At 39.1% G+C, this 16,032-nt stretch carries 14 protein-coding genes; all 14 read left to right on the forward strand.

Going from position 1 to position 16,032, the window contains the following annotated elements:
* The first annotated feature begins 125 nt into the window (after window positions 1-125).
* Window positions 126-1,274 carry an amidohydrolase gene (locus MKZ14_RS04850; RefSeq protein ID WP_333005794.1) on the forward strand — a complete coding sequence of 383 codons (1,149 nt, stop codon included), beginning with the start codon at window positions 126-128 and terminating at the stop codon, window positions 1,272-1,274.
* Window positions 1,275-1,406: 132 nt separating this feature from the next.
* Window positions 1,407-3,452 carry an ATP-dependent DNA helicase RecG gene (recG, locus tag MKZ14_RS04855; protein WP_016994906.1) on the forward strand — a complete coding sequence of 682 codons (2,046 nt, stop codon included), beginning with the start codon at window positions 1,407-1,409 and terminating at the stop codon, window positions 3,450-3,452.
* A gap of 132 nt (window positions 3,453-3,584) precedes the next feature.
* Window positions 3,585-4,157, forward strand: coding sequence for a transcription factor FapR (gene fapR, locus MKZ14_RS04860; RefSeq protein ID WP_016994907.1), 573 nt, complete (start codon window positions 3,585-3,587; stop codon window positions 4,155-4,157).
* Window positions 4,158-4,159: 2 nt separating this feature from the next.
* Entirely contained in the window at window positions 4,160-5,152 is a 993-nt protein-coding gene (plsX, locus tag MKZ14_RS04865; protein ID WP_036080522.1) for a phosphate acyltransferase PlsX, read from the forward strand.
* An 18-nt stretch (window positions 5,153-5,170) separates the two neighbouring features.
* A complete protein-coding gene (fabD, locus tag MKZ14_RS04870) occupies window positions 5,171-6,124 on the forward strand; it encodes an ACP S-malonyltransferase (RefSeq protein ID WP_016994909.1) in 954 nt (317 codons plus the stop codon).
* The gene (gene fabG / locus MKZ14_RS04875; protein ID WP_016994910.1) at window positions 6,117-6,863 is read left to right on the forward strand and encodes a 3-oxoacyl-[acyl-carrier-protein] reductase; all 747 of its coding nucleotides are present in this window, start codon (window positions 6,117-6,119) and stop codon (window positions 6,861-6,863) included. The genes fabD and fabG overlap by 8 nt, the downstream gene beginning before the upstream one ends.
* A gap of 58 nt (window positions 6,864-6,921) precedes the next feature.
* Window positions 6,922-7,158 (forward strand): acyl carrier protein, encoded by a 237-nt coding sequence (acpP, locus tag MKZ14_RS04880; protein ID WP_009371143.1) that lies wholly within the window; start codon window positions 6,922-6,924, stop codon window positions 7,156-7,158.
* A 388-nt stretch (window positions 7,159-7,546) separates the two neighbouring features.
* Window positions 7,547-8,311 (forward strand): ribonuclease III, encoded by a 765-nt coding sequence (rnc, locus tag MKZ14_RS04885; protein ID WP_012293239.1) that lies wholly within the window; start codon window positions 7,547-7,549, stop codon window positions 8,309-8,311.
* A gap of 3 nt (window positions 8,312-8,314) precedes the next feature.
* Window positions 8,315-11,896, forward strand: coding sequence for a chromosome segregation protein SMC (gene smc, locus MKZ14_RS04890; RefSeq protein ID WP_333005792.1), 3,582 nt, complete (start codon window positions 8,315-8,317; stop codon window positions 11,894-11,896).
* Complete coding sequence (ftsY, locus tag MKZ14_RS04895) at window positions 11,893-13,164, forward strand: signal recognition particle-docking protein FtsY (protein WP_333005791.1); 1,272 nt, start codon at window positions 11,893-11,895, stop codon at window positions 13,162-13,164. Before smc ends, ftsY begins: the two co-directional genes overlap by 4 nt.
* Before the next feature lie 297 nt (window positions 13,165-13,461).
* Window positions 13,462-13,797: a putative DNA-binding protein gene (locus tag MKZ14_RS04900; RefSeq protein ID WP_016994912.1), complete on the forward strand. Its 336-nt coding sequence runs from the start codon at window positions 13,462-13,464 to the stop codon at window positions 13,795-13,797.
* Window positions 13,798-13,809: 12 nt separating this feature from the next.
* A complete protein-coding gene (gene ffh, locus MKZ14_RS04905) occupies window positions 13,810-15,168 on the forward strand; it encodes a signal recognition particle protein (protein ID WP_205441925.1) in 1,359 nt (452 codons plus the stop codon).
* Between the two features lie 94 nt (window positions 15,169-15,262).
* Entirely contained in the window at window positions 15,263-15,535 is a 273-nt protein-coding gene (gene rpsP / locus MKZ14_RS04910; RefSeq protein WP_004269411.1) for a 30S ribosomal protein S16, read from the forward strand.
* Window positions 15,536-15,550: 15 nt separating this feature from the next.
* On the forward strand, window positions 15,551-15,784 hold the full coding sequence (locus MKZ14_RS04915; RefSeq protein WP_004269410.1) for a KH domain-containing protein: 234 nt from the start codon (window positions 15,551-15,553) through the stop codon (window positions 15,782-15,784).
* Window positions 15,785-16,032 lie beyond the last annotated feature (248 nt).

Here is a 16,032-nt window from a genome sequence, read left to right on the forward strand (position 1 = left end):
CGTTAAGAAAGATTTTAGTATAATGAAATAAGTACAAGGAATAGTAGTGGCAAGTCATCTGCATAGGACCTCAGGGGAATTTTTCTTATGTAGAGCGTTAAAGGAAAATAAAAGGAGTTTTTTTAGTGGAAATAGATTTGCAATATTTAGCAAAACAAGCAATAGAAGATCGACGTTATCTTCATCAATATCCAGAGCTTTCTGGTCAGGAATTTGAAACAAGTCAATTTATTCGCAAAAGATTAGAACATCTTCAAATAGAAATATTAGCGTATGATTCCCCAAACGTAGTAGCTATGGTTCAAGGGACAAAAGGTACAAAGACGATTGCTTTACGGGCCGATATAGATGCATTACCGATAGTTGAAGAAGGTGATAAGCCATATATCTCCCAAAAGCCAGGAGTGGCTCATATGTGTGGACATGATGGTCATACAGCCATCTTATTAGCAGTTGCAGAATGGATAGCTAGAAATAAGAAAGAAATTGAGCCAAATATAATGCTTATTTTTCAATCAGCTGAGGAAATTACACCAAGTGGAGCAGATTACTTAATTCAAAACGGCGTGCTAGAAGGTGTCGATGCTATTTTTGGTATCCATTTATGGCAGGGTTTAAAGAAGGGGAAAATTGGATTAACACATGGACCAATGATGGCTTCTGTTGATGATTTTGAAATTGAGATTCAAGGTCATGGTGGACATGGCTCAATGCCTCATGAAACGATTGATCCAATCTATATTGCAAGCCATTTAATGCAAGCATTTCAAAGTATCATTAGTCGAACTATTAATCCTCTAGATGCTGGCGTTATAACAGTAGGCAATATCCAAGCAGGAACAACGTATAACATTATTCCAGACACAGCAAAATTAATAGGAACGATTAGGGCATTAACACCAGAAACCGTAGCTACGATTCAAACGAAGATGGTGAGTTTAACAGAAGGGATTTGCCGTTCGTTTGGAGCGGAGGGGAAAATCGACTTTATTATAGGGACACCTCCACTTATCAATGATCCTCGGCAATCTCGCTTTGTGGAATCTATCATTTGTGAAGAATTTGGGAAGGATGTATTTGAGCTTGTCGATCCAGTTATGGGTGGTGAGGATTTTTCCTATTATCTAAAGCATAAACCTGGTGCATTTATATTTGTCGGAATGGGCGGTGAGAAAAGCCAATATCCTCATCATCATCCAAGGTTTGATTTAGATGAAGATGTTTTCCCTGATGCCATAAAGCTCTTTATTGATATTATTAGGAAATATAAATGATGTAGTTTAACCCTATCAATCATTGGTAGGGTTTTTGCTTATGTGTAGGGTTAGGGAAATAATTTATGGTACATTAGATAGAGAGGTAATAAACACTACATAAACAATCAATGAAGGGAGTTGTGGGATAAGGTGACTGAATTATATGGACCCGTCAATGAATTAAAAGGCGTCGGGAAAGAAACAGCAGCCCATCTTGAATCACTAGGAATCAATACAATAGCTGATTTATTATGGACGTTCCCACATCGACATGAAGATTTTCGTTTAAAAGATTTAACGCAAACGCCACATAACGAACGGGTTACAGTTGAGTGTAAGGTGGAGCGGGAGCCTACGATTTTATTTTTAGGCCGCAATAAGTCAAGACTCCAAGTAACTGTTTTAGCAGGAAGACATTTAGTGAAAGTCGTATTTTTCAATCAGGGCTATTTAAAGCAAAAGCTTGTACCTGGTTCTATTATTACGGTGACTGGTAAATGGGATCGTGGTAGACAAGTTATCAATGGCACTTCAGTTACATTTGGTCCTAAAACGGATCAAGTTGACTTTGAGCCTGTCTATAGTCTGAAAGGTTTGATCCCCCAAAAAAGATTTCGTAAATATATGCGACAAGTGTTAGATGACTGTGGGGCCATGTTGCCAGATACCATTCCACAATATTTACAAGAGTCGTATAAGCTCGTTTCAATAAGAGAGGGCTTGGAGGGTATTCATTTTCCGTTGGATGCTGGACATGCTAAACAAGCAAGAAGACGTTTTGCCTATGAGGAGCTATTAAACTTTCAATTGCGTATTCAAGCTTTGCGGAAAATTAGGAAGGATAGTGAACACGGTACAGTTATTCAATTTGATGTGCATAAATTACGGGATTTTATCGCTTCATTACCCTATGAATTAACGAATGCCCAAAAACGTGTGGTGAATGAAATTTGTAAGGATTTGAAGGAACCACACCGAATGAATCGCTTGCTACAAGGGGATGTAGGTTCAGGTAAAACGGTCGTAGCAGCAATAGGGCTATATGCGGCCGTAACAGCAGGTTTTCAAGGAGCCTTAATGGCACCGACTGAAATATTAGCAGAACAACACTTAGAGAACTTGCAAGAATGGTTCCAACCATTTGGCGTTCGTGTTGCACTGTTATCTGGGTCCACTAAAACAAAGGAGCGACGTGTCCTATTAGCTGATTTGGCAAATGGAGAGCTTGATATTGTTATTGGTACACATGCGTTAATCCAACCAGATGTTGTTTTTCATAAGCTAGGCTTTGTCATCACGGATGAACAGCACCGTTTTGGTGTGGAGCAACGACGTATTTTGCGTGATAAAGGGGAGAATCCCGATGTGCTTTTTATGACAGCTACTCCGATACCACGAACATTAGCTATTACTGCATTTGGGGAAATGGATGTATCGATGATTGATGAAATGCCGGCAGGGCGTAAACAGATTGAAACGCATTGGATGAAGAAAGAGCAATTCGGCTCCGTTTTATCTAAACTAGAATTAGAATTAGCGGCTGGAAGACAAGCCTATGCGATTTGTCCACTTATCGAGGAATCCGATAAGCTTGATGTTCAAAATGCTGTGGAAATTTATGAGCAGCTAGCGACTTATTTTAAAGATCGTTACCATGTCGGTTTAATGCATGGGCGTTTATCAGCTGATGAAAAAGATGCGGTTATGCGTGCTTTTAGTGAAGGGACTATTCAGGTTTTAGTTTCTACAACCGTTGTAGAGGTAGGTGTAAATGTACCGAATGCTACCTTTATGATAGTCTATGATGCTGAACGCTTTGGCTTAGCACAATTGCATCAGCTTCGAGGCCGTGTTGGACGTGGTGAGCATCAATCATACTGTATTTTACTTGCTGACCCTAAGTCTGATGAGGGAAAAGAACGTATGCAATCAATGACGGAAACAAATGATGGTTTCCGTTTAGCTGAAAAAGATCTTGAATTAAGGGGACCAGGAGACTTTTTTGGTAGAAAGCAAAGTGGTTTACCAGATTTTAAAGTAGCTGATTTAGTACATGATTATCGTATTCTGGAGACTGCTAGAAAAGATGCTGCAGAGATGCTTGAAACAAAAGCGTTTTGGCAGGATGACGACTATCAATACTTGCGTAAAATGCTAGAAGATACTGGCGTTTTACAAGGAGAGCGCTTCGATTAATGTGTGAAGCTTATTAGCAAAGAAAGAATGTAAGTACTTGATTTCAAAACAAGTCTTGCATTCTTTTTTTATACTCTATATACTGATATTAGTACCAAGTGCTAATAACAACTCAAAAGGTGGCGGATGAAGTTGAGACGAACGAAAAAAGAGCGACAGCGACTACTATCTGAAACGATAGCTGAAAATCCATTCGTCACAGATGAACAGCTAGCAACACAGTTTCAGGTAAGTGTCCAAACAATTCGTTTAGACCGTATGGAATTATCAATACCAGAATTACGCGAGCGAATTAAAGATGTTGCTTCAAAAAGCTATGAAAATGAAGTAAAATCTCTCCCGATTGATGAGGTCATTGGTGAGATTGTAGATATTGAATTAGATCATCGAGCACTCTCGATTTTTGATGTACAAGAAGAGCATGTGTTTCAGCGTAATGGCATCGCACGTGGTCATCATTTGTTTGCGCAAGCAAATTCATTAGCGGTTGCAGTAATTGATGACGAACTAGCATTAACCGTACATTCCAATATTACGTTTGTGAAACCTGTACGAGCTGGAAATCGTGTTATTACAAAAGCGATTGTTATCGGACGAGATGAACAAAAACATCGTACAAAAGTCGAGGTAACATCTACTGTTAATGGTGAAACCGTTTTTGTTGGTGAATTTGATATGTACCGCACGAAAGGTAAAGGTGAGTAACAATGAAATTAGCGCTTGATGGAATGGGTGGAGACAACGCACCAAAATCAGTTGTTGAAGGTGCATTTTTAGCATTAGAGCAAATTCCAAACTTAGAAATCCAATTATATGGTCATCAAGATAAGCTGGAACCATTTTTAAAACAACACGATCGATTAAAGGTTATACATTGTGAGGAAGTAGTAGAAGGAACTGATGATCCTGCCCGTGCTGTTCGTAGAAAAAAGGATTCTTCAATGGCGCGTATGATGGATGCAGTAGAAGAGGGTAAAGCAGATGCTTGCCTTTCTGCAGGGAACACAGGGGCCTTAATGGCGGGTGGCCTATTTAAAGTAGGTCGCATTGAGGGAATAGCCCGACCAGCATTAGCTACAACGCTACCAACGCTAGATGGTAAAGGGTTTTTAATGCTTGATTTAGGGGCAAATGCAGATGCTCGACCAGAGCATTTAGTGCAATATGCCATTATGGGTGATATTTATGCTAAAAAGGTTGGAGGTATACAAAAACCACGTATTGGCTTATTAAATATCGGTACCGAGGATAAAAAAGGGAATGAATTAACAAAAGCTGCCTTCGAATTATTGAAGGAAGCAGATTTGAATTTTATTGGAAATGTAGAAGCACGTGATTTACTTGAAGGCGTAGCTGATGTTGTTGTAACGGATGGCTTTACAGGAAATATGGTATTGAAGTCTATTGAAGGGACGGCGGGTGCTTTATTTTCTATGTTAAAAGATGCCTTTATGTCTTCAACGAAAACGAAAATTTCAGCAGCGCTCATGAAAAATAATTTACGTGACTTGAAAAATAAAATGGATTATACAGAGTATGGTGGCGCAGGATTGTTTGGCTTACAAGCACCTGTTATTAAGGCACATGGATCATCAAATGCAAAAGCGATTTTCAGTGCCATTCGACAAGCCAATACGATGGTAGAGCATACCGTTATTTCGACGATTACGGAGACAGTACGTCACATAGAAATTGATTAAGCAAAGGGGATTATTCAAATGACGAAAATAGCATTTATTTTTCCAGGACAGGGATCGCAGGTAGTTGGAATGGGTCGAGAGTTTGTTGAAAATGCTGTAGAAAGTAAAGCGTTTTATGATCGTGCAGATCAAGCTCTTCAGTTTGAATTATCTAAATTAATGTTAGAGGGTCCAGCAGAAGAGCTAACACTGACATATCATGCACAGCCAGCGCTACTTACTACTGGTGTAATGGTGGCTGAAAAGTTACGCGCAGCAGGTATTCAACCACACTACGCAGCGGGTCATTCACTTGGAGAATATGGTGCATTGGTGTTAGCAGGCGTTATGTCATTTGATGATGCTGTGTCAATCGTGCATAAACGAGGTCTTTATATGAATGAAGCTGTGCCAGCAGGTCAAGGCGCAATGGCGGCAATTTTAGGAATGGAACTAGAGGCATTGAACGAGGTAACAGAGCAGGTGTCGGCATCGGGTGACTCTGTTCAGGTGGCTAATGTGAATTGTCCAGGACAAATTGTTATTTCGGGTACGAAAGAAGGTGTAGATAAAGCAAGCATTGCTGCTAAAGAAGCTGGTGCAAAACGAGCAATACCTTTAGTTGTAAGTGGTCCCTTCCACTCTGATTTGATGCGACCATCTTCAGAGAAACTGCAAGCAGCATTGGCAGAAATTCCTTTTTCCGCACCTGAAATACCTGTGATTGGCAATGTGATGGCGAAGGAATTAAAAGATGTAGCAGCAATACAACAAGAGCTAGTTGAACAAGTATATAGTGCTGTACAATGGGAAGCTTCTATGCGCGAAATGCTTGCGCAAGGTGTTGACGTCTTTATCGAATGTGGACCAGGTAAAGTATTAAGCGGTCTCTTGAAAAAAATTGATCGCTCTGTTGCAGCCTATTGTGTTTATGATGAAGCTTCGTTAGAAGCAGTTTTAGAAGCGTCGAAGGAGTGGTCAATTAATGCGTAAATTAGAAGGAAAAGTAGCCGTTGTAACGGGAGCTTCAAGAGGAATCGGACGCGCTATTGCTTTAAAGCTTGCAGAAGAAGGTGCTAAGGTTGTTGTGAACTATAGTGGCTCACAGGCAAAAGCAGAAGAAGTAGTGGCGATGATTCAAGAAAACGGTGGCGAAGCAATTGCTGTGCAAGCTAGTGTTTCAAAGACCGAAGAAGTTACAGCTTTAATGGATGCTGCAGTGAAAACATACGGTTCCCTTGATATTTTAGTTAATAATGCTGGTATTACAAGAGATAACTTGATCATGCGTATGAAAGAAGACGAATGGGACGATGTATTAAATACCAACCTTAAAGGTGTTTTCCTTTGTACGAAAGCGGTCACACGTCAAATGATGAAGCAACGTGCAGGGCGCATCATTAATATTTCTTCTATCGTTGGTGTAGCGGGTAATGCTGGTCAAGCCAACTATGTTGCGGCGAAAGCAGGTGTTATTGGATTAACAAAAACGACGGCAAAGGAATTAGCTTCTCGTAATATTTTAGTTAATGCTATTGCACCAGGTTTTATCGAAACAGAAATGACAGAACAATTGCCAGAGGATATCAAACAAGGTATGCTAACACAAATTCCTCTTGCGAAACTTGGTCAGCCAGAGGATATCGCAAAAGCAGTAGCTTTCCTAGCATCGGATGACGCTAATTATATGACTGGGCAAACACTTCATATTGATGGCGGTATGGTCATGTAATTTCAATTAGGCATATACGCTGATTTTTTGTATAATCATTTGAGGGGAGGTGAATCATTTGTCTACAGTATTAGAACGCGTAACAAAAGTAATCGTGGACCGTTTAGGTGTGGAAGAAAGCGAAGTAACGCTTGAAGCTTCTTTCCGTGATGATTTAGGTGCTGACTCATTAGACGTAGTTGAGCTTGTAATGGAGCTTGAAGACGAATTCGATATGGAAATTTCTGATGAAGATGCTGAAAAAATCTCAACAGTAGGTACTGCAATCTCATACATCGAAAGTAAATTAAACTAATTTCGTTAAAACTTTATTTAGTGAAAATAGATCACCTCTAATGGTGTAATGGTCATCGTAATCATACAATGGTTTTATGGTAGCTTGAATAAAGTAGAAATTACTTTTTCTGCATTCCTTGTTAGAAGGAGCAGATTCAATGAATGAAGATGTATTTAAAGGGGACGAAATGGATCGGTTTTCGATCTATTCACGTCCCTTTTTTATGTTAAAAATCTAATGACAAGTCGGCTTCAAAATTCTCTCTAATGGGAGATGTATGCTGAATCAAGAGGAATTTCCGGAAAAATTTCCAAAACATTGTGTTTAAGCCGAAATACTTTTGCATAAACGCCCTGAAAAAGGTACACTAAAACGGTAGAAACTATTAGGAAGGCAGATTTGTTCAATGGCTATGAAAAGAAAAGGAACTATGCAGAAATCTGGCGTACTTCCTGAAAAAGTACGCAACCAATTTGAGCTGTTACAGCATGAATTAAATATCACATTTATTAATAAAAATTTATTGTATCAAGCATTCACGCATTCATCTTATGTGAATGAGCATCGCCGTAAATTATTTACGGATAATGAGCGTCTTGAATTTTTAGGAGATGCAGTACTTGAACTGTCTGTTTCTAAATATCTTTTTGAGAAATACCCAAATATGAGCGAGGGTGAGCTAACAAAGTTAAGAGCTTCCATTGTATGTGAGCCATCACTAGTGATTTTTGCTAACGAGCTAGGCTTTGGACGCTTTGTATTGCTTGGAAAAGGTGAGGAATTAACAGGTGGTCGGGAACGTCCAGCGCTACTTGCAGATGTATTTGAGTCATTTGTAGGTGCACTTTATTTAGATCAAGATTTACAAACGGTCGTGTCATTTTTAGAACGAATCGTGTTCCCAAAAGTAGAAGTCGGTGCTTTTTCGCATGTGATGGATTTTAAAAGTCAATTGCAAGAAATGGTACAGCAAACGAATAATGGACTTCTTCATTATGAGATTATCGATGAAAAAGGCCCTGCACATAATCGTACCTTTGTATCAAGCGTATTATTAAATGGACAAGAGCTTGGTATTGGTCGTGGAAAATCAAAAAAAGAAGCCGAGCAGCAAGCTGCACAATGTGCAATGCGAATGATGCGTGAAGAAGCTGCAAAAGAGGAGGCTTAATAGATGTTCCTAAAACGACTAGAAGTGATTGGCTTTAAATCTTTTGCGGAACGCATTGGAATTGATTTTGTACCTGGTGTTACAGCCGTTGTTGGACCAAATGGCAGTGGAAAAAGTAATGTCACAGATGCGATTCGTTGGGTACTTGGGGAGCAATCGGCAAAGTCGTTACGTGGAGCAAAGATGGAAGATGTTATTTTCGCTGGGAGTGACTCTCGTAAGCCACTCAACTTTGCAGAGGTAACACTTATTTTAGATAATACTGACGAGCAACTTGCTTTTTCTTATACAGAAGTCAGTGTAACAAGACGCGTATACCGTTCAGGTGATAGTGAATATTTATTAAATAACCAACAGTGTCGCCTGAAGGATATTACGGACTTGTTTATGGATTCAGGACTTGGAAAAGAGGCATTTTCAATCATCTCTCAAGGCCGTGTCGATGAAATTTTAAATAGCCGACCTGATGATCGTCGTTCTATTTTTGAAGAGGCAGCTGGCGTTTTAAAGTATAAAATAAGAAAGAAAAAAGCTGAGCATAAGCTTGTTGAGACAGATGAAAATTTGTATCGCGTATTAGACATTCTCCATGAATTAGACAACCGATTAGAGCCGCTTGAAATGCAGGCATCTAGTGCAAGAGATTATGTACAAATGTCTTCTGAGCTAAAGGATTTTGATATTGCAATTCTTGTGCATGATTTTAAAAATTGTGCACAATCTTTGCATGCGCTAAAAGAGGAATTTACGAAGCTTTCTGCAACAGAGCTAGAACAAGCTCAAAATATTTCCATGATTGAGAAACGGACCGCCAATATACGGAAGCTATTAAAAGATCTAGATGATTATTTGGATGTTTCGCAGGCTGAGCTTGTCAATGCCACTATGGAGGTAGAGCGTTGGGATGGTCGTAAGGCATTGATGGCTGAAAAACGCCAAAATGCATCGAATCAACTACTACAGCTGAATACGACATTACAAGAGGCTAAGGCGGAAGTAGAATTACTCCTGGTTCAAGAACAGGAGAAAAAAGAAGTATTCTCCGAGAAGCAACAAGCCGTATCCGTGTTAAAGCAGAGCATCAAGCAGTTAGAACAATCATTAAATCGATCTGTGACAGAAATCGAGGAAGAAATAGAAGACTATAAAAATCGATATATCGATTCATTAAATGAAGAGGCAACAGTCAAGAATGAATTGAAAAATATCGATCAGCAATTAGCGCAACAAAAAGCAATGGCGGCAAAAATGTCCAATCAAACAGATGAAATTGGACAAGAGCTTATGCAAATCATTGCTGAAAAAGAAAAGCTAGTGGCTGAACATTCCTTAACAACCAATGATTTGCAGAAAAAACTAGAGCAACATGAAACATTACAAATACAGTTGAAAAATGTCAACATATCCTTTACAGAAAAGCAGGATATGTTGTACAAAGCCTATCAGCATCAACAACAACTAAAGGCTAGAAAAGATACATTAGCTGAACTTGAAGCTGATTTTTCTGGGTTCTTCCAAGGTGTTAAAGAAGTTTTACTTGCGCGAGATAAAGGCGAACTACAAGGAATTGAAGGTGCAGTAGCAGAGTTAATCCAAGTTGAAGGAAAGTATTCACAAGCGATCGAAACAGCGTTAGGCGCAGCCTCTCAACATATTGTCACAACCAATGAACGCCACGCACAGCAGGCCATTCATTGGTTAAAACAAAAACGTGCTGGACGTGCTACTTTTTTACCAAAAACAGTCATGAAATCACGCAAAATTAATCCAGGCACTATTCAGCTAGCAACTGAACACCCTGCCTTTGTTCAAATGGCAGATGCACTCGTCACTTTTAATGAAGACAATCGAACAATTGTTGAAAATCTATTAGGGAATGTCATAGTGGCAGCAAATTTAGAAGGCGCAAGTCAAATTGCCCGATTATGTGGTTTCCGATACCGAGTTGTCACACTTGAAGGAGATATTGTTAATGCAGGGGGTTCCTTAACAGGTGGTGCACTGAAACAGCAATCCTCACTCTTTACAAGAAAAGCTGAGCTAGATGATTTAATCATTAAGCTAGAATCGTTACAAGCTTCTATTTATAGTGCTGAACAGGCTGTTGCAGCCGAAAAAGAGAAGCTTGCGGAATTGCGAGATCAAGTAGAGCAACTAAAGCTTGAAGGAGAGCAATTAAGAAAAGATGAGATGCAACAGTCTAGTCGTATTCGTGAGCTAGAGGTCGTTGAAAAAAGCTTATCGGCAAGAGTAACCTTTGCTTCAACTGAAACAAAGGATGTAAAAACTCGTGAGGAAGCATTATTGATACAAAAACAAGCAGCAGAAGAGCGTTTAAATACTCTTGCTATAGTCCTTGTCGAAATCAATGAAACTGTCGAACAATTAAGTAAGGTAAAGTTACAAGGTGAGACAGAGAAAGATGTATTACGAGAACAGCTTGCTGAAAAACGTTCACAGTTAGCGGTTATGCAGGAACAACTGTCGCAAGTTCAAATTACGACTGCTGAACTAGCACTACAATTAAACAAAGCGCACCAAAAAGTCAAAAATATTTCTCAGGAAATAGTGTGGCTTCAATCTGATGAATCGACAAATCACTTAAGTGATGAAGAGGTTGAGGAACAGGTTATGACATGGAAAGCAAGAAGAGATGCCCTACAAGAGACTATTGCTGAAAAGAAAGAGCAGAAATTAGGACAGCAACAAGAACTTTCTACATTAGAAGAACAACTCAAGGAACTGCAACGTATTCATAAAGGATATCTTGAAGCAATACGTGCCAATGAGTTAAAACGTAATCGTGTAGAATTTGAAATGGATAATTTTATCGAACAACTCGAAGAAAATTATCAGTTAACATTCGAAGAGGCTGAAAAAGAAGCTCTGGCAATAGAAGATGAAGAGTTTGTGCGAAGACGTGTTAAATTGTTAAAAAGATCCATTGAAGAGCTAGGCCCCGTTAATTTAGGTGCGATTGAGGAATATGATAGAGTGCTAGAACGTCATACATTCTTAACTGAACAACGAGAGGACTTGCTTGCTGCACAGGAAACATTACATGAAGCAATCAAAGAAATGGATGAAGAAATGACGTTGCGCTTTAGTGAAACGTTTTATGCTATTAGAGAGCAATTTAAACGTGTTTTCCGTGAATTGTTTGGCGGGGGTCAAGCTGATTTGGTTTTAATTGACCCACAAAACTTATTGGAAACAGGTATTGAAATTGTGGCACAGCCTCCAGGGAAAAAATTGCAAAATTTAAGTTTGCTTTCTGGTGGTGAGCGTGCACTTACGGCGATTGCTTTACTATTCTCCATTCTAAATATTCGACCTGTGCCATTTTGTATTCTTGATGAGGTAGAGGCGGCTTTAGATGAGGCGAATGTTGTGCGTTATAGCCAATATTTGAAAAAGTTTAGTCTCGACACACAATTCATTGTGATTACTCATCGTAAAGGTACAATGGAGGGGGCTGATGTCTTGTATGGTATAACAATGCAAGAATCAGGTGTATCGAAACTTGTATCAGTAAAACTAGAAGATGAACCCGTACTTGCGGAGCAAAGGAGCGAACAAGCATGAGTTTTTTTAAGCGTTTAAAAGATAAATTAATGGGTAATCCAGAAGAGGAAGAGAAACTAGACACAGCTGACAAAGAACAGGAATCTGACCATTCGGAGCCGGAGCTTGAGGAATTAAACAAGCCTGCTGCCATTGAGCCTGCTGATCTAAAAGTACCTGAACAAGGTGAAGAAGCATCAGAAATGACGATTGTGAAAGAAATTGAAGTGCAAGCAGACCCCTCAGCTGAAATAGAAGAAGGACAGCCGGATGTTCAGGAGCTAGCAGTAGTAGAGGCCGAACCACTGGAAGAGAAAAAGCCTTCTGCGTGGTCAATAACACAAAAATTCAAGGCTGGCCTTGAAAAAACACGTAATTCCTTTACTTCAAAAGTGAATGACCTTGTTGCACGTTATCGTAAAGTGGATGAAGATTTCTTTGAAGAATTAGAGGACTTACTATTACAGGCTGATGTTGGATTTGAAACAGTCATGGAACTCATGGATAAACTACGTTATGAAGTGCAACGTAAAAATATTAAAGATACAAATGGCATCCAAGCAGTGATTTCTGAAAAGCTTGTAGAAATTTATGAGCAAGGTGAAGAAGATTTAATTGAGCTAAATATGCAGCCAGATGGTGAACTAACTGTTATTCTATTTGTTGGCGTAAATGGTGTTGGGAAAACAACGACGATAGGTAAGCTAGCGCACCGTTTAAAATCTCAAGGGAAATCAGTTGTATTAGCTGCGGGTGATACGTTCCGTGCTGGTGCTATTGATCAATTACAAGTATGGGGAGATCGTGTCGGCTGTGAGGTTATTAAACAATCAGAGGGCTCTGACCCAGCAGCAGTGATGTACGATGCGATTCGTGCAGCAAAAAATAGAAAAGCAGATGTGTTGATTTGTGATACAGCTGGACGCTTGCAGAACAAAGTGAACCTAATGAATGAGCTTGAAAAAGTTCATCGTGTGATTTCACGTGAAATTCCAAATGCTCCACATGAAGTATTATTAGCATTAGATGCAACAACTGGCCAAAATGCGCTTGTTCAAGCACAAACATTTAAAGAAGCAACGAATGTAACAGGGATTGTTTTAACAAAACTTGATGGTACAGCTAAAGGTGGTATAGTCCTTGCTATTCGAAACAAGTTACACATTCCTGTAAAATTTGTGGGTCTTGGTGAGAAAATGGATGATTTACAGCCATTTGATGCAGAACGATATGTTTATGGACTTTTTGCCGATGGTTTGGATAAGGAACTAGAAAATAATGAAGAGTAACAGTTAACTGTAGCTAAATAATTTTATCTTGCTTGGCATTTATCTCTTTTGGGGAAGCTTGATGCTTAGTTTGCTTCAGTTTTTGAACAAAAATGGATAAAATGACGCTGACACGTATAGGATAAAAACGCTCGACTGTGTATAGGTGAATTGACTTGTTTAAAAGAGTAATACTAGCCAAAGGCAAGAAATGCCTGAAAGCAGCAATTTAAGCTTTTAGACAAGGAGATTACCTTGACACAGACGGGCGCTTTTCGTTATGATACAAATGACTAATAGCGGGAGGAGAAACATTCGATGCTACTTGAAAAAACAACACGCATGAACTTTCTCTTCGACTTTTATCAAGCATTATTAACTGATAAACAAAGAAGTTATATGGAGCTATACTATTTAGATGATAACTCTCTAGGAGAAATTGCTGAATCGTATGGTGTTTCACGCCAAGCTGTTTATGATAATATTCGTCGTACAGAAGCGATGCTTGAGGAATATGAAGAAAAATTATGTTTACTTGAAAAATTTCAACAACGTACCCAAATGCTGTCACAGCTAACAATGGGGATTACAGAAAAGAGTATGACAGCTGAAGAGCAGCTAGCACTTATTGAACAGCTGAAAGAATGGGATTAGGAGGCGAAAGCAATGGCTTTTGAAGGATTAGCGGAACGACTCCAAGGAACGATCCAAAAGATTAAAGGCAAAGGGAAAGTATCAGAGCAAGACGTTAAGGAAATGATGCGAGAAGTCCGATTTGCTTTAATCGAGGCGGATGTTAACTTAAAAGTAGTCAAAGAATTCGTAAAAAAGGTAAGTGAACGTGCTGTCGGTGTTGATGTTATGCAAAGTCTAACGCCAGGTCAGCAAGTTATTAAAATTGTACAAGATGAACTAACAGAATTAATGGGGGGCGAACAAAGTCCCATTAAGTTTAATACGAAGCCACCCACTGTTATTATGATGGTTGGTCTACAAGGTGCGGGTAAAACGACAACTACAGGTAAATTGGCAAATGTTCTACGAAAAAAATATAATCGTAAACCATTACTAGTTGCCGCTGACGTTTATCGTCCAGCAGCTGTCCAACAATTGCAGACATTAGGAAAACAGTTATCACTACCTGTTTTTGCGTTAGGTACCGAGGTATCTCCTGTAGAAATTGCACGTCAGGCAATTGAATTGGCAAAGGAAGAGCATCATGATGTGGTAATTATCGATACAGCTGGTCGACTTCATATTGATGAAGACCTAATGCAAGAGTTAAAGGATATTCGTGCATTAAAAGAGCCAGATGAGGTTTTCCTAGTTGTTGATGCCATGACGGGTCAAGATGCAGTCAATGTAGCAGAAAGCTTTAATGAAGCAATAGGTATTACTGGGGTGGTTTTAACAAAACTTGACGGTGATACGCGTGGTGGTGCTGCATTATCTATCCGATCTGTGACACAAAAGCCAATTAAATTTGTCGGGATGGGCGAAAAAATGGATGCGCTTGAACCATTCCATCCAGAGCGTATGGCATCTCGTATATTAGGTATGGGCGATGTTCTGTCACTTATCGAGAAAGCTCAGGCAAATGTAGATGAAGCTAAGGCAAAAGAATTAGAAGAAAAGTTTAAATCTCAAACATTCACTTTTGATGATTTTGTCGAGCAATTACAGCAAGTCAAGAAAATGGGCCCTCTTGATGAAATTTTAAAAATGCTACCAGGTGCTAACAAAATCAAAGGCTTAGATAATGTAAAAGTTGATGATAAGCAAATGGGGCGTGTAGAGGCCATTATTTACTCGATGACGCCTGCTGAAAAGACCAACCCAGAAATTATGAATGGTAGCCGTAAAAAGCGTATTGCGAAAGGCTCTGGGACATCTATTCAAGAGGTGAATCGTCTCATTAAGCAATTCGATGAAATGAAAAAAATGATGAAGCAAATGACTGGAATGGCAAGTGGTAAAGGGAAGAAAAAAATGAAATTACCAGGCTTTGATTCATTGTTTAAATAATAATTTTTAGGTGTTAAGAAAAAACACTTTACAAACAACCTAAACATTGATAATATACTATCTTGTGTGAAACTTATTCGGAGGTGCTATTAAAATGGCAGTTAAAATTCGCTTAAAACGTATGGGAGCTAAAAAATCTCCTTTCTATCGTATCGTAGTTGCAGACGCTCGTTCACCACGTGACGGTCGTCAAATCGAAACAGTTGGTACTTACAACCCACTAACTCAACCAGCTACTGTAAACATTGATGAAGAGAAAGCTCTTAAATGGTTAGCTGACGGTGCAAAACCATCAGATACAGTACGTAACCTGTTCTCAGAACAAGGTATCATGGAAAAATTCCATAACCAAAAATTCAGTAAATAATCGGGGGCGACGTCTTTGAAGCAGCTGATTGAAGCAATCGTTTTACCGTTAGTCGATTATCCAGAAGAAGTTCGTATAGAGACGGATGAAAATGCAAATCGAATTGTTTATAAACTTTTTGTTCATCCAGAGGATAGAGGGAAAGTCATAGGCAAGCAAGGGCGAGTAGCAAAAGCGATTCGTACAATTGTTTATTCAGCGGCAGGTAGTCACCATCAAAAGAAGACCTACGTCGATATATTGGATTAATAGAAAAGATTTTCACGCTCTTGCAACAAGTACTAGTGAGTCCTGATAGGTGTGTTTACATGTCGCTTAGGAGTTCGAAGTGGCCTTTTAGTATGAAGCGTAAAATCTGGACGAAAAAGGAGGGAGCTTGTAGGTTCCTTCCTTTTTTTATCTTTTTTTAACATCAGCATATCGCTATGACTTCTATTTAAGTGGAAATTAAAGCTTGAATAAGGAGTATAGCTAAAGGATATTGCTTATATTATTCT

It is taken from the genome of Lysinibacillus sp. FSL P2-0066, from assembly GCF_037969495.1.
Classification (GTDB): domain Bacteria; phylum Bacillota; class Bacilli; order Bacillales_A; family Planococcaceae; genus Lysinibacillus; species Lysinibacillus boronitolerans.

Coding starts and splice junctions, on each gene's coding strand:
- fabG (WP_016994910.1), top strand. CDS start 6,117: ATGCGTAAATTAGAAGGAAAAGTAGCCGTTGTAACGGGAGCTTCAAGA.
- fabD (WP_016994909.1), top strand. CDS start 5,171: ATGACGAAAATAGCATTTATTTTTCCAGGACAGGGATCGCAGGTAGTT.
- rnc (WP_012293239.1), top strand. CDS start 7,547: ATGGCTATGAAAAGAAAAGGAACTATGCAGAAATCTGGCGTACTTCCT.
- plsX (WP_036080522.1), top strand. CDS start 4,160: ATGAAATTAGCGCTTGATGGAATGGGTGGAGACAACGCACCAAAATCA.
- smc (WP_333005792.1), top strand. CDS start 8,315: ATGTTCCTAAAACGACTAGAAGTGATTGGCTTTAAATCTTTTGCGGAA.
- ffh (WP_205441925.1), top strand. CDS start 13,810: ATGGCTTTTGAAGGATTAGCGGAACGACTCCAAGGAACGATCCAAAAG.
- ftsY (WP_333005791.1), top strand. CDS start 11,893: ATGAGTTTTTTTAAGCGTTTAAAAGATAAATTAATGGGTAATCCAGAA.
- MKZ14_RS04900 (WP_016994912.1), top strand. CDS start 13,462: ATGCTACTTGAAAAAACAACACGCATGAACTTTCTCTTCGACTTTTAT.
- rpsP (WP_004269411.1), top strand. CDS start 15,263: ATGGCAGTTAAAATTCGCTTAAAACGTATGGGAGCTAAAAAATCTCCT.